Annotated in this window: 18 protein-coding genes and 2 pseudogenes; 10 read left to right on the top strand and 10 right to left on the bottom strand. The window is 69.6% G+C overall.

The genetic code is table 11. From position 1 onward, the window contains the following. Nucleotides 1-97: 97 nt before the first annotated feature. The 3 genes from GIY23_RS02320 to GIY23_RS02330 are packed head-to-tail and all read right to left on the bottom strand — an operon-like array spanning nucleotide 98 to nucleotide 2,607. On the bottom strand, nucleotides 98-1,759 hold the full coding sequence (locus GIY23_RS02320) for a DNA repair helicase XPB (protein ID WP_154075154.1): 1,662 nt from the start codon (nucleotides 1,757-1,759) through the stop codon (nucleotides 98-100). Between the two features lie 28 nt (nucleotides 1,760-1,787). Continuing rightward, entirely contained in the window at nucleotides 1,788-2,093 is a 306-nt protein-coding gene (locus GIY23_RS02325) for a hypothetical protein (RefSeq protein WP_154075155.1), read from the bottom strand. Continuing rightward, nucleotides 2,083-2,607, bottom strand: a complete 525-nt coding sequence (locus GIY23_RS02330; RefSeq protein ID WP_154075156.1) for a TetR/AcrR family transcriptional regulator — start codon at nucleotides 2,605-2,607, stop codon at nucleotides 2,083-2,085. The genes GIY23_RS02325 and GIY23_RS02330 overlap by 11 nt, the downstream gene beginning before the upstream one ends. Nucleotides 2,608-2,665: 58 nt before the next feature. Between GIY23_RS02330 and GIY23_RS02335 the strand changes: the two genes are divergently transcribed. Next, nucleotides 2,666-3,007 (top strand): VOC family protein, encoded by a 342-nt coding sequence (locus tag GIY23_RS02335; protein WP_154075157.1) that lies wholly within the window; start codon nucleotides 2,666-2,668, stop codon nucleotides 3,005-3,007. Nucleotides 3,008-3,293: 286 nt separating this feature from the next. After that, nucleotides 3,294-3,497, top strand: coding sequence for a DUF2795 domain-containing protein (locus GIY23_RS02340; protein ID WP_154075158.1), 204 nt, complete (start codon nucleotides 3,294-3,296; stop codon nucleotides 3,495-3,497). Nucleotides 3,498-4,065: 568 nt separating this feature from the next. Here GIY23_RS02340 and GIY23_RS22890 read toward each other — a convergent pair. From GIY23_RS22890 to GIY23_RS02360, 4 genes and pseudogenes are all read right to left on the bottom strand, one after another. After that, nucleotides 4,066-4,863 (bottom strand): annotated as a pseudogene (locus GIY23_RS22890) (ABC transporter ATP-binding protein); the annotation flags it as partial. A 22-nt stretch (nucleotides 4,864-4,885) separates the two neighbouring features. Then, nucleotides 4,886-5,692, bottom strand: coding sequence for an ABC transporter permease (locus GIY23_RS02350; protein WP_154075160.1), 807 nt, complete (start codon nucleotides 5,690-5,692; stop codon nucleotides 4,886-4,888). Continuing rightward, nucleotides 5,689-6,453, bottom strand: coding sequence for an ABC transporter permease (locus GIY23_RS02355; protein WP_154075161.1), 765 nt, complete (start codon nucleotides 6,451-6,453; stop codon nucleotides 5,689-5,691). The genes GIY23_RS02350 and GIY23_RS02355 overlap by 4 nt, the downstream gene beginning before the upstream one ends. 29 nt (nucleotides 6,454-6,482) lie before the next feature. After that, nucleotides 6,483-7,466 (bottom strand): ABC transporter substrate-binding protein, encoded by a 984-nt coding sequence (locus GIY23_RS02360; RefSeq protein ID WP_222850220.1) that lies wholly within the window; start codon nucleotides 7,464-7,466, stop codon nucleotides 6,483-6,485. A 717-nt stretch (nucleotides 7,467-8,183) separates the two neighbouring features. Here GIY23_RS02360 and GIY23_RS02365 point away from each other — a divergent pair. From GIY23_RS02365 to GIY23_RS02380, 4 genes and pseudogenes are all read left to right on the top strand, one after another. Continuing rightward, the gene (locus GIY23_RS02365) at nucleotides 8,184-11,417 is read left to right on the top strand and encodes a sensor histidine kinase (RefSeq protein ID WP_187351999.1); all 3,234 of its coding nucleotides are present in this window, start codon (nucleotides 8,184-8,186) and stop codon (nucleotides 11,415-11,417) included. Nucleotides 11,418-11,437: 20 nt separating this feature from the next. Beyond that, nucleotides 11,438-11,847, top strand: a pseudogene (locus tag GIY23_RS02370) (roadblock/LC7 domain-containing protein). Then, nucleotides 11,819-12,613 (top strand): DUF742 domain-containing protein, encoded by a 795-nt coding sequence (locus tag GIY23_RS02375; RefSeq protein ID WP_407646820.1) that lies wholly within the window; start codon nucleotides 11,819-11,821, stop codon nucleotides 12,611-12,613. The pseudogene GIY23_RS02370 and the gene GIY23_RS02375 overlap by 29 nt, the downstream one beginning before the upstream one ends. Further along, the gene (locus GIY23_RS02380) at nucleotides 12,594-13,199 is read left to right on the top strand and encodes a GTP-binding protein (RefSeq protein ID WP_154075165.1); all 606 of its coding nucleotides are present in this window, start codon (nucleotides 12,594-12,596) and stop codon (nucleotides 13,197-13,199) included. The genes GIY23_RS02375 and GIY23_RS02380 overlap by 20 nt, the downstream gene beginning before the upstream one ends. A gap of 128 nt (nucleotides 13,200-13,327) precedes the next feature. On the opposite strand, the gene GIY23_RS02385 is transcribed toward GIY23_RS02380, so the two are convergent. Then, nucleotides 13,328-15,583: a helicase-associated domain-containing protein gene (locus GIY23_RS02385; RefSeq protein WP_154075166.1), complete on the bottom strand. Its 2,256-nt coding sequence runs from the start codon at nucleotides 15,581-15,583 to the stop codon at nucleotides 13,328-13,330. A 107-nt stretch (nucleotides 15,584-15,690) separates the two neighbouring features. Between GIY23_RS02385 and GIY23_RS02390 the strand changes: the two genes are divergently transcribed. After that, on the top strand, nucleotides 15,691-15,885 hold the full coding sequence (locus GIY23_RS02390; RefSeq protein WP_154075167.1) for a hypothetical protein: 195 nt from the start codon (nucleotides 15,691-15,693) through the stop codon (nucleotides 15,883-15,885). A gap of 114 nt (nucleotides 15,886-15,999) precedes the next feature. Continuing rightward, nucleotides 16,000-17,391: an NAD-dependent malic enzyme gene (locus GIY23_RS02395; protein WP_154075168.1), complete on the top strand. Its 1,392-nt coding sequence runs from the start codon at nucleotides 16,000-16,002 to the stop codon at nucleotides 17,389-17,391. Nucleotides 17,392-17,478: 87 nt separating this feature from the next. Here the strand turns inward: GIY23_RS02395 and GIY23_RS02400 are convergent, their stop codons facing one another. Beyond that, nucleotides 17,479-18,303 (bottom strand): MOSC domain-containing protein, encoded by an 825-nt coding sequence (locus GIY23_RS02400; protein ID WP_154075169.1) that lies wholly within the window; start codon nucleotides 18,301-18,303, stop codon nucleotides 17,479-17,481. 100 nt (nucleotides 18,304-18,403) lie between these two features. On the opposite strand from GIY23_RS02400, the gene moaC reads away from it, so the two are divergent. Continuing rightward, a complete protein-coding gene (gene moaC, locus GIY23_RS02405) occupies nucleotides 18,404-18,883 on the top strand; it encodes a cyclic pyranopterin monophosphate synthase MoaC (RefSeq protein ID WP_154075170.1) in 480 nt (159 codons plus the stop codon). Then, the gene (locus GIY23_RS02410; RefSeq protein WP_154075171.1) at nucleotides 18,880-19,797 is read left to right on the top strand and encodes a molybdenum cofactor biosynthesis protein MoaE; all 918 of its coding nucleotides are present in this window, start codon (nucleotides 18,880-18,882) and stop codon (nucleotides 19,795-19,797) included. Before moaC ends, GIY23_RS02410 begins: the two co-directional genes overlap by 4 nt. A 304-nt stretch (nucleotides 19,798-20,101) precedes the next feature. Here GIY23_RS02410 and GIY23_RS02415 read toward each other — a convergent pair whose 3' ends face one another. Next, nucleotides 20,102-20,716: a transglycosylase family protein gene (locus tag GIY23_RS02415; RefSeq protein WP_154075172.1), complete on the bottom strand. Its 615-nt coding sequence runs from the start codon at nucleotides 20,714-20,716 to the stop codon at nucleotides 20,102-20,104. Between the last annotated feature and the right edge of the window lie 613 nt (nucleotides 20,717-21,329).

Genomic DNA, 21,329 nt, shown 5'->3' on the forward strand with positions numbered 1-21,329 from the left:
ACGGTCAGGGCGACACCTCGGCTCACCAGGGACTTGCTGCCCTGAACAGCCGAGTCATCGTGCACGGAACGTGCTGTTCCGGTGTCGCTCGGCAAGGTCAGCCGGCGTCGGGCAGCGCGGGGCCGAGCAGGTCGTCCGCGTCGACGATGCGGTAGGCGTAACCCTGTTCGGAGAGGAAACGCTGCCGGTGAGCGGCGTAGTCGGTGTCCAGGGTGTCGCGGGAGACCACCGAGTAGAAGTGCGCCTGGTTGCGTTCGGCCTTCGGGCGCAGCAACCGGCCGAGTCGCTGCGCCTCCTCCTGCCGGGACCCGAACGTGCCGGACACCTGCACCGCGACCGCCGCTTCCGGCAGGTCGATGGAGAAGTTCGCGACCTTGGAGACGACCAGCCGGTTGATCTCGCCCTTGCGGAACGCGTCGAAGAGCGACTCGCGTTCCTTGTTCTTCGTGGAGCCCTCCACGATCGGGGCGTCGAGTGCCTCGCCGAGCTCGTGCAGCTGGTCGAGGTAGGCGCCGATGACCAGCGTGGGCTCGCCGGGATGCTGGTCGAGAATGGCTTTGACCACGGGCACCTTGGTGGCGGCGGTGGCGCAGAGCTTGTAGCGGTCCTCGGCCTCGGCGGTGGCGTACTGCAGGCGTTCGTTGTCGGTGAGCGTCACCCGGACCTCGACGCAGTCGGCGGGTGCGATCCAGCCCTGTGCCTCGATGTCCTTCCACGGAGCGTCGTAGCGCTTCGGGCCGATCAACGAGAACACGTCGCCTTCGCGGCCGTCCTCACGGACGAGGGTCGCGGTGAGCCCGAGCCGACGCCGGGACTGCAGGTCCGCGGTCATCCGGAACACCGGCGCGGGCAGCAGGTGCACCTCGTCGTAGACGACCAGGCCCCAGTCGCGGGAGTCGAACAGTTCGAGGTGCTGGTACTCGCCCTTCGACTTGCGGGTGATCACCTGATAGGTCGCGATGGTGACCGGGCGGATCTCCTTCTTCTCCCCGGAGTACTCGCCGATCTCCTCCTCGGTCAGTGAGGTGCGCTCGATCAGTTCCCGCTTCCACTGCCTGCCCGCGACGGTGTTGGTGACCAGGATCAACGTGGTCGCCTCGGCCTCGGCCATGGCGGCGGCGCCGACGAGGGTCTTGCCCGCGCCGCACGGCAGCACGACGACACCGGAGCCGCCTGCCCAGAACGACTGCACGGCTTGGCGCTGGTAATCGCGCAGCTGCCAGCCTTCCTCGTGCAGCGAGATCGGGTGAGCCTCCCCGTCGACGTAGCCCGCGAGGTCCTCGGCGGGCCAGCCGATCTTGAGCAACGCCTGCTTGAGCCTGCCTCGTTCGCTGGGGTGGACGATGACGGTGTCGTCGTCGATGCGGTCGCCGAGCATCGGCTTGATCTTCTTGTGCCGCATCACTTCTTCGAGCACCGCGCGGTCGAGTGCGATGAGCACGAGCCCGTGCGCGGGGTTGTTCGCCAGCTGGAGGCGGCCGAACCGGCCCATGGTGTCGGCGATGTCGACGAGCAGCGGCTGCGGCACGGGGAACCGTGTGAAGCTGACGAGGGCGTCGACGACCTGCTCGGCGTCGTGGCCCGCGGCGCGCGCGTTCCACAGGGCGAGCGGGGTGATGCGGTAGGTGTGGACGTGCTCGGGGGCGCGTTCGAGCTCGGCGAACGGCGCGATCGCGATCCGGGCGTCGTCGGCCCGTTCGTGGTCCACCTCGAGCAGCACCGTCTTGTCGGACTGCACGATCAGAGGTCCGTCCGTCACGTCCTCGGCTCCTCGGTTCGTCTCGCGATCACAGGGAATCCCCCGGGTTCGTCACCGGCCGCGCGCACGTCTCGGCGACCGCTCGGGTCGTCGGGACGGTCACTACCGGGTTCGGGGGCGCAGCGCTGCACTTCCGGTCGGCGCCACCGACGAGGATACGTGCCCGCATCGTCCCTGTCGGCCCGGTCGAGACCGCGGCGGGAGCGGTGGCGGCCGGTGCGGTCCTGTTCGTTGCCATCAGCGGGCGGCGCTGGCCGGTGGCTTTCGAGCAGAAGCCGCGGCGGTAGGTCGCACCGACACTGCCGAGCGTGACCGATTCGCCGTCACTCGGCACCGGACGAGTCCAGTCGGAGAGTGGCGATCGCGGCGCGGGCCTGCTCCGGCTCGGCGCCGTCGGCGATCGCCGATAGGGCGGCACGCCACGCCGCCGCGAGCACTCGGCCGAGCGGTGGGGCAGCGGGGACCGTCCATCGGTCGAGCGACTCGGCCAACCGATCGTGGTCGGTGGCTACGGGAGGGGCTCCCAGGATGCGGAGGAAGTTCTCGCGGACGGCGAAATCCAGCCCGACGAGCAGCGCTGTGGTCACGGCTGCCGCGCGGTCCGGCCCTCCGGCCGCCACTGCGCCCTCCATTCGGTCCAGGAGGCGCCGTTCCACGTCCGCCCGCACGAACGCGTACAGCCCCAGCTTGCTGCCGAAGTGGTGATAGAGCGCGCCCGTGGTGACATTCGCGGCTGCCGCGAGTCCGGTGACCGTGACCTCCTCGAAGGGGCGGGTGCCGAAGTCCTCGATCGCGGCGAGGGCGAGCCTGCCCTTCGGGGACGTCGATACCGGAATCCACTCGCGCATCCAGCCATAATGCAGTTACGCTCTTCCAAAGTACAGTTACGATACCGGGGGTTCCGCCGTGAAACTCGAGTTCCTGTTCGTCCCGACCTCGGACCTGGCCGCGTCGCTCACCCTCTACCGGGACACCTTCGGATTCACGGAGGTCTGGCGGGAGGGCGAGGCGACCGTCGCGCTGGCGCTCCCCGGCAGCGACGTGCAAGTCATGCTCGACGCCAACGACCCCAAGGCTCCGGTCGGCCCGCTGTTCGTCGTGGACAGCGTCGAGACCTTCCATTCTGGGCGCTCGGAGGCCCTCGGCGTGGTCGAAGCGCCCACCGAGATTCCCGGCGGCTTCCTGGCCACGTACCAGGATCCGGGCGGTGCGACGATCTACGTCATGGACCAGTCGACGGACCAGTAACAGGGTGTGCGGATGAGTCTGCGTGGGTGGTTGGGTGGCGGAACCTCACCTCGCGGCCGGCTGCGGGATCGTCGACATCGAGTAGCGCCCTACACCACGTCGACGCTGTCCTCGCCGGCCACGAGGTGAGAACCCGCCGGTGGTCGGCTCGAAAGGTTCGGTTCCGGACGGACCGCAGCTCGCGGAACTGCGACCATTGGGACGAGGCCGGCGACTCGTGTGTCTGTGTATGCGGTCGGCGCAGGCGCGGGATCGCGCACCGGAACTCTCGTGTCAGGAGTGTGTGATGACGGATCGTGACGAACTCCGGGCCAGCAAGGCGCTGCAGGGGTTGCAGTTCCCGACCACCAAAGCGGACATGGTGGAGTACGCCCGGGAACGGTCGGCGTCGGAAGGCACGCTGCGGGCGTTGGAAGCACTGCCGGAAGGGCAGTACGCCAACCGTGAGCAGGCGGTGGAATCAGTGCCGCAGCGCCCTGAACAGTCGTAACAGAAACGACACGCTCGCCGCGCCGATCTGACGGGCTCAGTGCCGACGACTGTCAGGCGCGGCGGGCGGTGCCCTCGCTCTTGCCGGTGTCCTCGGTGGACGCCTCGGGAGTCGACTCCGGCTGTTCCGCCTCGGCCGCGCGGGCCGTTTCCTGCGCCTGCCTGCGCCGACGCGCTCTCTTGGACTCGCCGGGCGGCGCCACGGCCGGAGCGGTCTCGGACGTGGAGCCGTCTTCGGACGCCTGCTCCGTGGCGGACGCGTCGGCAGGTTCCGGCTCTTCGGCCGCTGCCCTTTCGGAAGCTGAGTCTTCGGGACCAGCTTCTTCGGAGGCGGCTTCCTCGGAGATTGGCTCGTCGGCGACCGGGGATTCGGCAGCCCTCGTCGTCGCAGAGTCCTCGGATGTCTCCGGCTCGGCAGTGGAATCCGCAGTGGACTCTTCCGGGGCGTCGGAGCCGGAAGCCGCAGTGACGTCCTCGGCCGGGGGCGCGTCGCTGCGCTGCTCGGCGGCCGGCGGGATCTCCGTCGAGCCGCGCCCCCACCGCCACCAGCGCGGCCGCCGGGTGCGCGGTTCGCCAGCATCGGCGGGTGCCTCGGCGGCGGGGATGGGCTGGCGCAGGAGACGGGCCACTTCGCCGCGCAGGTGAACGAAGGTCTCCGACTCGCGGGTCGAGATCTGGTCCCGCTCGCGGCCGAGGTCGACGGGCAGTTCGGCGACGATCGAGGCGGGCGAGGTGGACAGCACCAGGATCCGGTCGCCGAGGTAGACGCTCTCGTCGATGTCGTGGGTGACCAGCAGCACCGTGGTGTCCTGCTCGCGGCGCACGCGCAGCAGCAGGTCCTCCAGTTCGAAGCGGGTCTGGGCGTCCACGGAGGCGAACGGTTCGTCCATCAGCAGCAGCGCCGGACGACACGCCAGTGCTCGCGCGATCGCGACGCGTTGCTGCATGCCGCCGGAGAGCTGCCACGGGTACTTCGTCGCCGAGGCGTCCAACCCCACCGAGGCCAGCGTCTCGGTCGCCCGCTCCCGCCGTTCGGTGCGGCTCAAGCCCCTGGCACGCAGCGGGAACTCGACGTTGCCGCGCACCGTCATCCACGGGAACAGCGAACGCCCGTAGTCCTGGAACACCACCGCGAGGTCCTCGGGAACGCTCGTGACGAGGTCGCCGTGCAGCCGGACCTCGCCGGTGGTCGGTTCGAGCAGGTGGGCGATCGCCCGGAGCAGGGTCGACTTGCCGCACCCGGACGGTCCGACGATGCAGGTCAACTCGCCTGCTTCGACGCGGAAGCTCAGGTCGGATACGGCCGTGTGCCCGTTGGCGCCTGCGTAGGTGTGGCCGAGTCCGGTCACGTCGAGCATGGTCGGCACGGAAGGCTCCAGGTTCGTTCGGTCAGTCGGGGGGCCGAGTCGCGCCGAGGACGGTGCGCTCGACCGCGAGCAGGGCGGTGTTGAGCAGGTTGCCGAGGACTCCGAGCAACACGATCCCCGCCCACAGCCGGGTGTAGTCGAAGTCGTACTGGGCGAGCTGCATGGCATGGCCGATGCCGTCGGTGGCGCCGACGAGCTCGGAGATGACCATCATGATCAGCGCCAGGGCGAGGCTGATCCGCAGACCCGCGAAGATCTTCGGCAGCGCGCTCGGCAGCACGACGTCGAGGATCCAGTACGTCCGGGGGAGACGGAACGCGCGCGCGGTCTCGACCTTGACGGCGTCGACCGAGCGTGCCCCGTCGGCGCTGTTGAGCAGGATCGGCCACACGCAGCCGAACACGATCGTGGCGAGCTGCATGCGGGGGCCGATGGAGAACAGCACGAGGAACACCGGCACCAGCGCGGGCGGCGGGATCGCACGCATGAACGACAACAGCGGGCCGACGTAGGCCAGCGCGGCCTGCGAACGGCCGAGCAGCAACCCGCCCGCGACACCGAGCACCGCCGCCACCAGCCATCCGGTCAGCAGCCGGGTCACGCTCGGCACGATCTCGGTAAACGCCGCGTCGGTCAGCAAACCCTGGGACAGGGGCCCGCTGAACCAGGCGTCGACGCCGGAGCCCACGATCGCCACCGGCGTCGGGAAGAACGGGCTCCCGATCTGCGCGGCGGCCCATTGCCAGAGCAGGACGGCCACGACGACCACCGTCCACCGCTGCACGAACCCGCTCAGTGCTCGGCGGGGAGCCGCGACCACTGTCGTCATGTCGCCGCCCCCGCGGGAGCCCAGGTCACCCAGCGGCGCTGAGCACCGGCCATCCCGGCGTTGACCAGGTAGCCGAGGATCCCGGCGAGCACCGTGCCCGCCATGACCTGATCCATGCGTCCGCCTCCGCTGCCTGCGATGAAGATGAACTGGCCGAGTCCGCCCGCGCCGCCCGCGAGCATCTCGACGCTGATGAGCACGATCAGCGCGGTGCTCGCCGCCAGCCGCAGCCCGGTGAGCACGAACGGCGCCACACTGGGCAACTGCACCCGCAGCAGCACGAGATGCCGGGGCAGGTTGAACGCCCGAGCGGTCTCGACGTGCTGGCCGTCGATCTCCCGCAGCGCGTACATCGTGTTGAACAGCAGCGGCCACACCGCCGCGTACACGGCGAGCAGGATCTTCGACTCCGGTCCACTGCCGATCGCCACCAGCACGAGGGGGATCAACGCGACCGACGGGATCGGACGCAGGAAGTCCACCAGCGAGCCGACCGCGGTCCGCAACACCGGCACGCTGCCGAGCAGCAGCCCACCGGGGATCGCGACGACCGCGGCCAGACCCATCGCGATGGCCCACGCCAGCACGGTGGCGATCACGTCGAGCACGAAGTCCCGCTCGCCGAGCAGCCGAACGAGTTCGGTGAGCACGACCGACGGCGGCGGCAGGTACTCCTGCGGTGCGAGGCCGGAGCGGGCGACGAGTTCACACAGCACGAGGAACACGGCCACGCCGACCACACTGCGGAGATGATTCCGCATCGTTGACGATCCGTCCGTTACGCGCGTGATCAGTTCTCGGGAGGAGCCTGGAACAGCAGCGGCTCCACCTGGAAGTTCGGCGGCAGCTCGCCGTTGGCCTGCATCAGCTCCGCGACCCGCTGGAGCCGTCCGGCTTCGAGCGTGGTCGGGAACACGCCGAGCCGGACCAGCGCGGCCGTCTTCTCGTTGATCTTGGCGTAGGACGGCAGCACGTTCTCGACCTGGGCGCGGTCCTGGCTGGCCTCGGTCTGGGCGCGGGTCATCACCCGCTGGAAGGCCGCCGCGGTCTTCGGGTTCTCCTCGACGAATTTCTGGGTGCCCGCGTAGCCGGCGATCGGGATGTCGGCGGTCGGGCCGGTGGCGGTGTCGACGAGGGTCTTCGCGCCGAGCTGGTTGGCCTGGGAGATGAACGGCTCGATCATCGAGGCGGCCTGGACGTCACCGCGCTGCAGGGCGGCAGGCATGTCCGGGAACGGCATGACGACGAACTCGACGTCCTCGGGCTGCACGCCGCGGGTCTGCATGGCGGCGATCAGGCTCAGTTCGTTGAGGTTCTTGCGCGTGTTGACGGCGACCTTCTTCTTGCCGTCCTTGAGGTCGCTGACCTTCTCGACGCCGTTGCCCGGCATGGTCATCGTCAGGAACATGCCGTCGTCCGCCTGGTAGCCGTCCGAGACGATCTTGAGGTCGAGGATCTGTTCCTGCTGGGCCTTGAAGAACGACACCCAGTTGCCGAAGGTCACGTCGAGTTCGCCGTTGGCCAGCAGCGGGATACCGGCGGCGCCACCCTGAATGGGCTGGAGTTCGACCTCGAGGCCGGCCTCCTTGAAGTAGCCGCGCTGGATGGCCATGTGCAGCGGCGCCACGTCGATGGCGGGCATGGTGCCGACGGTGATCTTGGACTTCTCCAGGCCGCCGGTCCCGGAACCGCCCTCGTCGGCTTCGGAGCCGCTGAGCAGGCCACAGCCCGACGCGAGGAACAACAGACAGGTCGTCGCAACAGCGAGAAACATCCTCGACACCGGTCTACGGGTTACGTGACCGATTCGGACGTCGGGTCGATGCATGGTGGGATCGCTCTCTCACGTGAACGGGCGGGCCTGGCGGACGTGGTGAACAGAGGCACTCTCCTGGGTCGATACTCGAAGCGTCAACCTACGAGTAGGTGAGTGCCCTGCGGCTTTGGTCACTTTCTGCAAGCGGCAGCGGGGGCCACACGGCTACCGGAGTCGCTTTCGGACAGTCGTGCGTCCTAACAGGTGAGAGCGGCATCACAGACTCCCGGGTTGTTTCCCACATTTTCACTGAGCGGTTCGCGCGGCTTGGACACTCTCCGTGCGTGAGCATTTCTCGTCACGGGCGTCGCGCAGTCGCCCTGATCGGGGGATCATTGCCCCTGATGCGCTACGGACCGTGGGTCGACCCGCTTCCCCCTCGGTGCTGGTCGCCAGTACGCTGAGCCCGCAGTGGGGAGCAGGCTGGCCCTGGTCCGGCAGCCTGCCGACGAGGGAGCCCCATCTTGTTCCCTTGTCGCTGAGCTGCAAATATGAGCTGTTCGTGTCGGCAGTCCCCCGAGGTCGGCACGGGAAACGCCCCATCGCGCTGTCGGAGTGAGGAAGCCCGGAGTGGCCCGAGCAGAGAGTGGTCCCGATCGGCTCAACGTCGACGGGACAGCAGGTGCGCAGCCCCCCCGAACGGGCGATGACTCTGCTACTGACGGTAAGCGTTCCGTGACGCTCGGAAGCGGCGGTTTCTCCGCGCGTCCGGGCGAGGGCGACGGGGGGTCACGCTGGCAGCTTCGCCACTGGCGGTTGCGGACGAAGCTGCTCACGGTCCTGCTCGTCCCGTCGATCGCGGCGGTCACGTTCGGTGCGATCCAGGTCGTCAACGACTACCAGCAGGCCGACGTACTCGAGCACAACCAGATCCAGGTCGAGCTGGACACGCAGGCCAGTTTCCTCGCCGACCAGCTGCAGCGCGAACGTGACCTCACGGTCGACTACATCGCTTCGGGACGCAGCACGCCCCGCACCGAGCTGGACCGCCAGCGCCAGGCGGTGGACCGTTCGGTCAACGGCTTCCGGGCGAAGGTCGACGACGTCGAGACCGACCACGCCGACCACGACGCCGGTTTCGACGAGACCGCGAACAAGTTCGTGCAGGCCGCGGCGAACCTCGACCGGTTGCCGAGCCTGCGCGAGGTCGCCGACGGCAGCGCCTACCCGCCCGACGCCGCACTCCGTGCCTACACCGACTCCGTCGAGAGCCTGCTCAACCTGGGCGAACAGGGCATCACGACGTTCAACAACCCCGACCTGGTCCGGATCTACCTCGCCACCAACGCGCTCTCCCGCGTCAAGGAACAGGAGTCGATCAAGCGCGCCAGGCTCACCCAGGCGCTGCACGAAGACGGTTTCGAAGCCGCCGAACTGCGCGACTACCTCGCCGCCGACGCCCAACGCGACGCCTCGCTGACCGAGTTCCGCAAGTGGGCCACGCCCGAGCAGGTCCAGGCCTACGACGACACCGTCACCGGTCTGCAGGTGGACCAGGCGAACAACATCGAAGAGCGCGCGATCGTCCGTTCGCAGAACGGCGAGTCGATGGGCGAACTCACCCCGGCGTCGTGGCTGCAGGCCCAGGGCGAGAAGATCGAGCGCAGCTCCACCGTCGGCCAGCAGTTGCGGGGCGCGTTGCGCACGGAGGTCGACGACTACGCCGCAGCCGCGAACACCCGGATGTGGGTCGAGGCGTCGCTCATCGTCGCCACGCTCGCGCTCGCCGGGTTCATCGCGTTGCTGGTCGCCCGGTCGCTGCTCCTGCCGCTGCGGACCCTGCGCCGCAGCGCGCTCAACGTCGCGCAGTACCGGCTGCCCGAAGCGGTTCAGGCGATCCTCAACGACGGCGCCTCCGACGCCTCGGGCCGCAAGATCGACCCCGTCCCGGTGCACACCAGGGAAGAGATCGGGCAGGTCGCGCGGTCGTTCGACCAGGTCCACGAGCAGGCGCTCAACCTCGCCGCCGAGCAGGCGTTGCTGCGCACGAACGTCAACGAGCTGTTCGTCAACCTCGCCCGCCGCTCTCAGACGCTGGTGCAGCGGCAGCTCGGGCTCATCGACACGCTGGAACAGGACGAGCAGGACCCCGACCAGCTCAGCCAGCTCTTCGAGCTCGACCACCTCGCGACGCGCATGCGGCGAAACAACGAGAACCTGCTCATCCTCGGCGGCACCGACCTCACGCGGCGAATGATGAAGCCGGTCCCGCTCTCCGAGGTGCTCGGTGCGGCGGTCTCCGAGGTCGAGCAGTACGCCCGTGTCGCCATCGCCGAGACGCCGGAACTGGCCGTGCAGGGCCGCGCCGTCAACGACATCGTGCACCTCATCGCCGAGCTGCTGGAGAACGCCACCGTGTTCTCCAACCCGGACACCGAGGTCGGCATCCGCACCGCCTACCGCAGGGCGGAGCTGGTCCTGGAGATCCGCGACCGGGGTGTCGGCATCGACGCCGGTGAGCTCGACGAGATCAACTATCGGCTCGGCAGGCCACCCGAGGTCGACGTCGCGGTCTCGCGGCGCATGGGTCTCTACGTCGTCTCGGTGCTGGCTCGCAGGCACAACATCGCGGTCTCGCTGGAGAACAACGCCGACCTCGAGGGCGGGGTCACCGCCACCGTGCGGATCATGGGCGAGTACGTCTCGCAGCTCACCCCGGACGGCCCGGTGCCGATGCAGGACGCCCGCGGCGGTGGCGACGAGCGCGACCCGCTGACCGAAACCGGATCGCACACCGGTCTCGCCGCCGCGTTCGGCCACGCGGGCGCCGGTGACCCCGCGCCGACCCGCGGATCCGACGCGGTCAACGGGTTCGCCCCGCAGCCCGCGTGGCAGGACGCCGGTTTCCCGACGGCCGACGACTGGGATACCGACTACTCGGACGAGGGTCGCTGGAGCGAGACCGACGAGCAGTTGCGTCACGAGTACTCGGTGCAGGTCTCCGAGAGCGGCGGATTCGGCGCTACCGACGTGCCCCGATGGGACAGCGGCGCCGAGGACGAACCGCACGCCGGCGAACCGGAGCCCGACGAAGAGCCCACGTCCACCTCGTTGTCGCCGCTGATCGCCGGATTCGGTGGCGCGAACGGATTCGGTGCGGACCACTCGGACGACACCGACGACCGGGCGGACGACGTACACGAAGGACAGTGCGGTACGCCGCCGGGGATCGAGGACCCGGGCGGGCTGTTCCACAGCCCCTTCGAGGAAGCGAAGACGTCCCAGTTCGAGCCGGTGACCCCGCCCGACGAGGGACTCCCGAACGGCAGCGCCGTGGACACCGGTGCCGCCGAGACCGAACAGCCTTCCCCGTTCGCGCCGCTGGGGTCGCCGGAGCCCGCCGAGGCCGACGACGCGCCGACGCAACGCCTACCGATCTACGAGGCCGTCTTGTCGCAGTGGTTCCGCGAAAGCGATGGCGCCGACGCCGAGCCCGGATTCGGCGAGCTGTCCGAGACCGACGGACCGTTCGAAGCCGCGGAGACCGCGTCGGAGGCGCCGACCTCGTCCGGCGACGATTCCCGGTCGAGCACCGGGCCTGGGGACACCGTCCTGACGGGCAGGCCACTGCCCACCGCTCGCGGTGAGGACCCCGGATGGGGTTCCGCCGACGCCGGGTGGGAGGCCGCCGACGCACTGGCCGAACAGACCAGGAAGGCCGAGGAGAGCACCACCACGGCCGGCTTGCCCAAACGGGTACCGAAATCGAACCTGCTGCCCGGTTCCGCCGCGCAGAAACCGCAGCCGAGTACCCCGCGAAAGCCTGCCGCGCCCCGGTCGCCCGACGCGGTCCGTGGCAGGATGTCGAACTTCCAGCAAGGAATTCGCCGGGGTCGGCACGCCAAGGCCGAACCAGTCTCGACCGAACAGCCCCGCTCGAATCCGAGCCGTCACGAGGAGCAGGAGTGACCGGGTCCGTCCAGCATCCCATGAGCAGCAACAGCAACAGCTTCAGTTGGCTGATCACCGACTTCGTGCGCCGGGTTCCCGGTGTCGCGCACTCGGTGGTGGTCTCCGCCGACGGTCTGCTGCTCGCAGGCTCCCAGGGCCTGCCCCGGGACCGCGCCGAGCAGTTGTCGGCGGTCGCTTCCGGGCTCGTCAGCCTCACCCAGGGCGCCGCCCGCTGTTTCGAGGCCGGCGACGTCACCCAGACGGTGGTGGAGATGGAGCAGGGCTACCTGTTCCTCACGTCCATCAGCGACGGCTCGTGCCTGGCGGTCCTCGCCGCGCCCAACGCCGACATCGGGCTGGTCGCCTACGAGATGACCTTGCTCGTCGAGCGCGTCGGCCGCCAGCTCACCCGGAGCTGCGTGCGCAGCTGCAGGGAATGGGCCGATGAGACGCACTGCCCGATTCGAGGGGAGTTCGCGATGACCAGCGGGCCCGACCCGAACTGGGACGGAGATCTCTACCGCCTGTACCAGCAGCGCGGCGACGCCGACGCGTGGCAGGACGACTTCGTCGAGGCGGCAGGGGACCAGGCTCGCGGGCAGGATCCGTGGTCGAACGCCTACGGCGCCGACTACCGGTCCGGGGAATACGGGCGGTCGCTGTTCGGCGGCCCGGGTGCCGACCTCATCGGATCCGGCCGCTCGTCGGACCGGGCGTCGGCGGACCGCTCTGCCCGGCGCGGGACCCCGTCCGGCGGGGGTCCGCCGTCGATCTCGCAACCGTTGCCGCCGGTGTCGCAGTCGATGCCGTCGATCTCGGCCTCGATGCCGACGCTGGGGGCCCAGCAGGCACCGGCGCCGGACGCGTCGAACGACACCGGCTCGTTGGTGCGGCCCTACGCCAGGACCAGGGGGCGCACCCGAACCGAATATGATCTCGCCATCGAGACGCTGGTCTCCACCAGTGTGCGCGGCCGCGACCAGTCGAGCCCGGCCACGCCGGAACACCGCTCGATCGTCGGGCTGTGCGAGGAGGCTCGCTCGGTGGCCGAGATCGCGGCCCACCTGCGCCTGCCGCTCGGCGTGGTGCGGGTGTTGATCGGCGACATGGCCGGTCTCGGTCTGGTCCTGATTCACGAGAGTGGCATGGTCGTCGGGGACCGACCTTCCATGGAGTTCTTGGAAAGGGTGCTCAGTGGGCTTCGCAGGCTCTGACCCCCGGTCGGCGGGGAACAACGGCGGCGGGAAGACCTCGACGAAGATCGTCGTCGCCGGCGGTTTCGGCGTGGGCAAGACGACGTTCGTCGGCTCGGTCTCCGAGATCGTGCCGCTGACGACGGAAGCGGTCATGACGGAGGCGAGCGTCGGGGTCGACGACCTCAGCGCCACCCCCGGCAAGTCGACGACGACGGTCGCGATGGACTTCGGTCGGGTGTCCCTGGACTCCGACCTGATCCTGTACCTGTTCGGCACACCGGGCCAGCATCGGTTCTGGTTCATGTGGGACGACCTGGTGCGCGGCGCGATCGGTGCGGTCGTGTTGGTCGACACGCGTCGGCTCGCGGACGCGTTCGCCTCCATCGACTTCTTCGACGACCGCGGCCTGCCGTACGTGGTCGCGGTGAACTGCTTCGACGGGGTGATGCATCACCGGATGGAGGACGTCCGGGAGGCGTTGACCATCGACGAGTCGGTCCCGATGGTCACCGTCGACGCCCGCAACCGGGAGTCGACGAAGCAGACGCTGATCACGCTCGTGCAGCACGCCATGCGCCAGCGCATGGCCGCCACCCAACGCTGACGCTCACCTGTTCGAGGGCACGCACGCGGGTGATCTGCGTGGTGGTCCCGCGCCCTCTCAAAGTCGAGGCGAACGGCACTTTCGCCTCGTCTCACGGGGCGAAAGTGCCGTTCGCTCCATGGATCGGGTCATTCGTCGACGACGGCGACCGAGGTGATGCGGTGCAGCGGAAAGTTTCCCAGCTCGCCGCTGCCCTGGTCGTAGCCCTGCAGGATGCCGCCCCCGACGGTCACCGGTGCGACGACGCGTTGCGTCGCTCCGCCGTGCGCGTCGACGAACCCGAGCCAGACGGAGCGCTCGTGCGTGGCGGCGTCCCGGAGGAGTTCGAGAGTGGCGCTCGCGCTCGGACGCCCGCGTTCCGGAGTCACCGCGCTGCCACGCCGGGCGGTGCTCGCGCGATCGCCGGCGCGGACCTGACGGACGAGTTCGGCGAGTTTGTCCTCGCTCGGAGTCGGCAGGGCCGCAGGGGCGGGCTCGCGGCCCATCGCCCGCACCCGTGGTCCCTTGGCGGTGAGGTCGAGAACCTGGCCGTCCGGGCCTTCGGCGACCGGGGCGAACCCGGCCGACCGCATGGTGTCGACCACCTCGCTGAGCGGCAGCGGACTCACCAGCACAGTCGGCGCGATCTTGCGCAACTCGAGGTCGGCGAGCGCGGCGGAGGCGAGGACTTCCGCGAGCAGAACCTCGTCGTCGCAGCGCAGAAAGGCTGATGCGGTCCCGGCGCGCAGCCGCCCGTGGCGCCGCGAGACGTCGTCGATCAGGTAGGTCAACGCCTGCGGCACCGGCGTCCGGGACCGCTCGCGGAAGAACGCGTGCAGGTCGTCGGCGCTGCGCCCGGCGTCGTACGCGCGGCGCACGCTCGACTCGCTCACCCGGAAGACCGTGGCGCTGCCTGCAGACTCCACGTCGGCGATCTGGTGCATCTCGGCGGCGAGGTCGGGCTCCAGCCGCCCCGGTGCCACGACCGTCAGGTCGGCCTGAACGAGAACATGGTCGAGCGGTTCGGGCAGCGACTCGCCGAGCAGTTTCGCGGCCTCCGACGAGCCGTCGAGCAGTGCTCTGCCCGCCGTGGGAAGCGCGCCGAGAGCGACGACACCGATCGCGGTCGCCTCGGCGACGGACCACCGGACCAGATCGTCGCGGAGTCGACCACCGCGACGCGGCGCCCGCCACGCCAGAACGGCCGCCACGTCGGCGGCGTCCCGGATTCCGTGCCCCGAGGGGAGTTCGTCGAGCAGCGTGAGCACGCGGCGCCGGTCTCGCGGCGCGTTCGGCCGGCGAAGCTGTTCGGACAACGGCCCGAGCGGTTTGTCCTTCTCGTCCCGGGCGCCGATGAGTCCGGGCAGGCGCGGCAAATCCAGCCAGGTCTTCGCCACCACCGCCCACTGCTGTTCCGGCATGGACGAGCGCCACGTGTCGGACTGTGTCGTGGGCACCCACTGTGGCGCCTCGTCGTCGGTGCGTGCGAGCAGTCCGGCTGCCACGGCCAGCTCGACCAGCAGGGCGAGCCGGTCCTCGTCGACGTCGACGTCCTTGGCGGTCCGGCGCAGCTCCCGCACGCCGACGCCGCCCGAGCGCAGGACGTCCGGTGGGTCGTCGCCCCACGCGTCGAGCAGCGATTCCATGTGCCGCAACAGTTCCAGCACGGCGCCCGCCGAGGTCGAGTCCACTGTGTGCTGTTCGCGTTCGACGAGGTCGAGGATCGGTTCCTCCGGCTGCACCGTCCCCATCGGACAGTCGCCGCGGACGGCGAACGCCATCTCGCGAGGCAGCTCCACGGTCTGCTTGTCGCGACGCAGCAGCAGACTCCGCGCCAGCAGTCGTTCCGCGGGCGAGTCCGAGTCCGCGCGCGGTCGCTCGAGTGCGGCGTCCCTGGTCCGTCCGAGTGGTGAGCCGTCGGCGAGCTTGTCGACCAGTGCGCGTTCACCGTCGTCGAGGGCGGCGACGGCTTCCTCGGCCTCGGCTCGTGCGAGCGACGACGGACGCCCCAGCCCGCCAGGCGTCGACGGCACCGCCTCGCGCAGCGTCGTCGGGACCGCCAGTCCGTCGTCGTCGCCCCACACCAGGGCATGAGCGCGCAGCAGTTGCACGGTGCGGCGCACCCGTTGCGGGGTGACCTCGGAGCCGAGCAGCTCGGCGAGCGCCTCGAGCGACGTCGGCTCCTGGTCGGCATCGAGCACGACCAGCGCCTCCAGCGTCGACAGCGCGAACGCGTCCAGCTCCTCACAGGCGCGTGCCACCGACGAGCGCACGCCCGCGCGCGTCGCCAGCACCGACGAGTCCGCCGGTGGCGGCGCGGCGAGGTCGGGCCGCGCGCGGAGCAACTCGACGAGTTCCTCGTCGCCGCGGTCCCTCAGCCATTCGGTCAAGGACGCATTGGGCATCCTCACCAAGATAACGACCCGGCTCCACCGCGCCCGCTCCATGGGGCAAACTGGAACGCGCACCACACCCCGGACCCGCAGTGGTGTGACGAGTACAGGAGGACCACGTGGCCAGCGGCAAGAAGGTGAACGAAGAGCGCGTCGACCCGGCATGGCCGCAGGTGCAGGACGGCGAGCACGCCGTCAGTGAGTTTCTCGCCGACAAGCAGGGTGCGCTGTCCCCGTTCGGCGACACGAGCTTCCCGCTCACCGAGGAGACACTCGGCTACCGGCACCCGGTCACCCGCGTCAACTGGAGCTGATCGCCGCCCCGAGTGGCGGGAAACACACGTGACCGGTGAGTAACCCACCCGGGGGTCACGGCTGGTGGGGACGGTTCTAATCTCGACGTCGACGTCGACGTGAGAGGTTGTGCCATGCCTGTTCCCGGCCCCGGTTACTCGATCACCGTGCGCGTCGAGGCGCCGCCGTCGGCGAGCGCGGCGGGAGACCTCGCGGGCGCGATCGGCCGGGCGGGCGGTGTCATCACGGCGTTCGACGTCGTCGAGTCCCACGCGGACCGCATCGTCGTCGACATCACCTGCAACGCGCTCTCGTCCGATCACGCCCAGGAAGTCCAGGACGTTCTGGAGTCCCTGCCCGGTGTCCGGGTTCGCAAGGTCTCCGACCGGACCTTCCTCGTGCACCTCGGTGGCAAGATCGAGGTCGCCTCCAAGGTCGCGCTCGCCAACCGCGACGACCTCTCCCGCGCCTACACGCCCGGTGTCGCCCGGGTGTGCACGGCGATCGCGGAGAACCCGGAGGACGCGCGCCGGCTGACCGTCAAGCGGAACTCCGTGGCCGTGGTCACCGACGGCTCCGCCGTGCTGGGGCTCGGCAACATCGGGCCCGCCGCGAGCCTGCCGGTGATGGAAGGCAAGGCCGCCCTGTTCAAGAAGTTCGCGGGCGTCAACGCCTGGCCGGTGTGCCTGGACACCCAGGACACCGAGGAGATCATCCGCACCGTCGAGCTCATGGCGCCCGTCTACGGCGGCATCAACCTCGAGGACATCGCCGCCCCTCGCTGTTTCGAGATCGAGGCGCGGCTGCGCGAGAAGCTGGACATCCCGGTCTTTCACGACGACCAGCACGGCACGGCCATCGTCGTGCTCGCCGCGCTCCGCAACGCCCTACGCGTCGTCGACAAGGACCTCTCCGAGTGCCGCGTCGTCGTGTGCGGGGTCGGCGCGGCAGGCTCGGCGATCATCCGGCTGCTGCAGCACAAGCACCCGGGCGACATCGTGGCCGTGGACGTCGACGGCATCGTGCACCGGGAGCGCGGCGACGCCGACGCCAACCTGCGCTCGATCGCCGAGACCACCAACTCGGACAACCGGACCGGGTCGTTGTCCGACGCGGTCAAGGGGGCCGACGTGTTCATCGGCGTGTCGGCGCCGAACCTGCTCAGCGCCGAGGACGCCGCGGCCATGAACCCCGGCGGCATCGTCTTCGCGCTGGCCAACCCGGATCCGGAGATCGACCCGCTCGAAGCGCAGAAGCACGCGAAGGTCGTCGCCACCGGCCGCAGCGACTACCCGAACCAGATCAACAACGTTCTCGCGTTCCCCGGTGTCTTCCGTGGTCTGCTCGACGCGCACGCGCGCGAGATCACCGACGAGATGATGGTCGCGGCGGCCAACGCCGTCGCCGACGTCGTGGACGGCGAGCGGGTGAACGCCTCGTTCATCGTGCCGAGCGTGTTCGACTCGACCGTCGCTCCCGCCGTCGCGGAAGCCGTCCGCAAGGCCAGTCCGGCCGTCGAGGACTGACCCGAGGGGCGAACGGCACTTTCGCCTCGTCTGATGAGGCGAAAGTGCCGTTCGCTCCGAGTGTCGCGGCCGGTCCGGTCGGCGGAGTCAGAACTCGGAGTCACCCCACTCGGTCACGGTGACCTCGTCGCCGACGGCGAGCTTGCCGGTTCCGAGCACCGCGAACTTCGCGCCGAACGCCAGGCTCTGCGCGCGAGATCGGCGATAGGTCGCCAGCGTCGACAACGGCTCCGGCCCCCGCTTGCGTCCGGTCTCGGGATCGACCGTCGTGACGACGCATCGGTCGGCGAGTTTCGCGTACGCGATTTCCGTCTCGCCGATCCGCAGCGTGCGGGCCCGGTCCTCCGCATGCGGCTCCCAGCCGGTGACCACGATGTTCGGCCGGAACCGGTGCATCGCGACCGGTTCGACCCCGCGCTCGGCGAGGCGTTCGGTGAGCAGCGTGTGTGAGGCGGAGGAGAGCACGTGCACGGCGCAACTGTCGGCGAATGCCGAGGTCCCCGTCACGAGCCCGTCCGTGACGCGGTCGTTCTCCGGCGGAATGCGCACCACGCGGCACGAGACGCCGAGCGCGTCGCCGAGCCACTCGGCGGCGCCGTCACCCTGGTCGATCCCGCGCAGCGCCGTCCCGAGCGAGCGGACCTCGCAGCGGGGCGACTCCACGTCGACGCCGAAGCGAAACGGTTCGACGCCCGGGGCGCACAGCGTGAGTTCCGTGCCGTCGGCGCTGATATCCGGGGTGATCAGTGCCAGACGCGGGTGTTTGCGCTGGGTGAGCCCGGTGCCCTGGTCGTCGACCACGAGGAACGTCCGATCGTGCTCCAGCCCTGCCCTGGTGAGCAGGGCGCGTGGCACTGTGCTCCCCGCGCACCCTTTGACCGGGAAAAACGTCAACGCCGCGACCGTGGCCATGCCGCGAATCTAGCAGCGCGGCCACGAAGACCAACCCGCAGAAGCTCGAAACGATCAGCCTCCCGGCCGGTGCGCGGTCGGGTTCCTCTACGCTCGACGCATGGCGCAGGACGAGCTCTCCCACGTGGACCGCGACGGCGCCGCACGGATGGTGGACGTCTCCGAGAAGCAGGCCACCGCCCGGACCGCTGTCGCCACCGGCGTGGTCCGCACGACCCGCGACGTCATGGCGCTGCTGCGGCGGGACGGGTTGCCCAAAGGCGACGCGCTCGCCACCGCCCGTCTCGCGGGAATCATGGCCGCCAAACGCACTCCGGATCTGGTGCCGCTGTGCCACCCCATCGCGCTCAGTGGTGTCACGGTCGAGCTCGAGCCCGGCGAGGACAACGTGACCATCACGGCCACCGTCCGCACGACGGACCGCACCGGGGTGGAGATGGAGGCGCTCACCGCCGTCACCGGCGCCGGACTCGCCCTGCACGACATGATCAAGGCCGTCGACCCGGCCGCCGTCCTCGACCGCGTGCGCGTCGAACGCAAGGACGGCGGCAAGACCGGAACGTGGGTGCGTGAGACATGAGAACCGCACGCGTCATCGCTGCCTCGAACCGTGCTGCCGCGGGGGTGTACGAGGACAGGACCGGGCCCGTCATCGTCTCGTGGCTGCGCGAACGCGGCTACGACGTGCCGGAACCCCGCGTCGTCGGAGACGGTGAACCCGTCGGTGAAGCACTCCGCGAGGCCGTCGACGACGGAGCTTCGGTCGTCATCACCACCGGCGGCACCGGCATCAACCCCACCGATCGCACACCCGAAGTCACCGCACAGATCCTCGATTACCCGGTTTCGGGTCTCGCCGACGCGATCCGCACCGCTGGATTGCCGCACGTTCCCACTGCGGTGCTCTCTCGCGGGCTGGCCGGGGTCAGCGGCAGAACCCTCGTGGTGAACCTTCCCGGCTCCCGCGGAGGAGTCAACGACGGACTGGGCGTGCTCGACGGCGTGCTCGACCACGCGGTCGAACAACTCCACGGGGGAGACCACGATCGGGTCGCGGGCGAGGGCGCGCCCCGAGCCGAGGTGCTCCGCGCCGGTGTCACCGATACGCCTCTCGACGTGCAGGCGCTCGCGTCGCTGGTCGACCATCGCGCCGCCGGAGCGGTTGTCACCTTCGGCGGCGTGGTCCGCGACCACGACGGCGGCAAAGGGGTCGACAAGCTCCATTACGAAGGGCATCCGAGCGCGCACGAGGTCATCGCGGACGTAGCCGTCGAGATCGGCGCTCGGGCCGGCGTTCGCGCGCTCGCCGTCGAACACCGCATCGGGTCGCTGGCCATCGGCGATACGGCGCTCGCCTGCGCCGTCTCCGCCGACCATCGTGGCGACGCCTTCGCGGCCTGTTCCGACCTCGTCGACGAAGTGAAGCGGCGGCTGCCGATCTGGAAGCACCAGACGTTCACCGACGGAACCGAAGAGTGGGTCAACTGCCCGTAACTCGGGCTGGCGCTCAGCACCGCCAAGGCACTCACCGGCACGGCGACTTCACGCAAGCGTCACTGCTTCCCACCACCGCACCCGGCGAGTCCGGCAATCCCCGATCAGCGAGCTGCCCCAACCAAGGCCTCACCCCTGTGGACAACTCGCCGCCCTGTGGACAGCGGGGTGGCAAATTCGCGCGAATTTGCCACCCGGACGCAGAAGTGCCCCGCCGCTTCGGGGGTCGCGGTGGGGCACTTCTGGCGATCGCCGGGGCGTGCGGGCCGAGCCGATCACTCGGCTCGCACGCCACTCGAGGCGATCACTGCACGTCGAGCTTCTGGCCCGGGAAGATCATGTGCGGGCTGCTGAGCACGTCGCTGTTCTGCTCGAAGACGTCCTGGTAGTCGACGCCGTACTTCTTGGCGATCTTGCCCAGGGTGTCACCCGTCTGAACCGTGTAGTCGGCGCCGCTGGACTTCACGGAGCTCTCGGACGAGCTCGAGCTGGACTCCGAGCTGGAGCTGCTGGAGCTGGAGGTCTCCTCCTGCGAGCTCGACGTCGAGCTGCCGCCCGAGGTCGAACCGCTGGTCCAGTTGGTCTTCGAGGTGCAGGCCGGCCACGCACCGGGACCCTGGCCCGCGAGGACCTTCTCGGCCACCGCGATCTGCTGCTCGCGGGTGGCGTCCTTGGCGTTCGCGGCGTACTGCGTGCCGCCGAAGGCCGCCCAGGTGGACGGGGTGAACTGGAGACCGCCGGAGAAGCCGTTGCCGGTGTTGGCGCTCCAGTTGCCGCTGCTCTCACACTGCGCCAGCTCGTCCCAGTCGGCCGCGTTGGCCGGGGCCGCGACCGCCAGCGGGGCGGCGACGACGGCGCCGGCGACGGCGACGCGAGCGAGGTTACGACTGGCGTTGGAAGTCTTGCGGTGCTTGCCCATGTCCCTCTCTCCAAGCCGCGCCTGTGGGAGCACCCGGACCTTGCGAGCCCGGTCGGCTTCGGGGGCCGACGTGACCTTCCGGGCGTTCGGGGCGCCCGGTGGCGGTTCTCCTGCCCCTGTCCGCTGTTCTTTCGTTCGGGGTAAGAAGCCCGCCGGACAGGGTTCGGCGCTGCGGGCTTCCAGTCCTTGCCGGTCGGTTCGGGGCCGACCGAGAAGCGACAGTACGTAATCGAGAAGTGGATCGGAAACCTGAGCAATGGTGACGCTCGTCACAGTAACGTTGCGAGAACGCTGACGATCTGACCTAAAACTGCTGATCAGGGAGCTGTTATGAGTCCGTATCCGGTTCGAGATCGATCACTGCCGGTGAGGCTTGGATCACCCCTTCGGCGACAGCGTGAACGGTCGCCGAAGGGGCCTCAAAAGGACATCCAGGCCGAAAGAGTGCGTGGACGAGGTGCTCGGCCGGGTCTCCGGAAAACCGTTCACGTGTCACCGTGCGACAGCGGTGGACGACTGTCCGGGCATCTGTGGGTGACGGACCCCCGGCCGGGTTAACGCGGAGCGCGTCGCGCGGGAGGCGACATCGAAATGTCACTCGTCCGAGGGTGTA

It is taken from the genome of Allosaccharopolyspora coralli, assembly GCF_009664835.1.
In the GTDB taxonomy this organism is placed as follows: domain Bacteria; phylum Actinomycetota; class Actinomycetes; order Mycobacteriales; family Pseudonocardiaceae; genus Allosaccharopolyspora; species Allosaccharopolyspora coralli.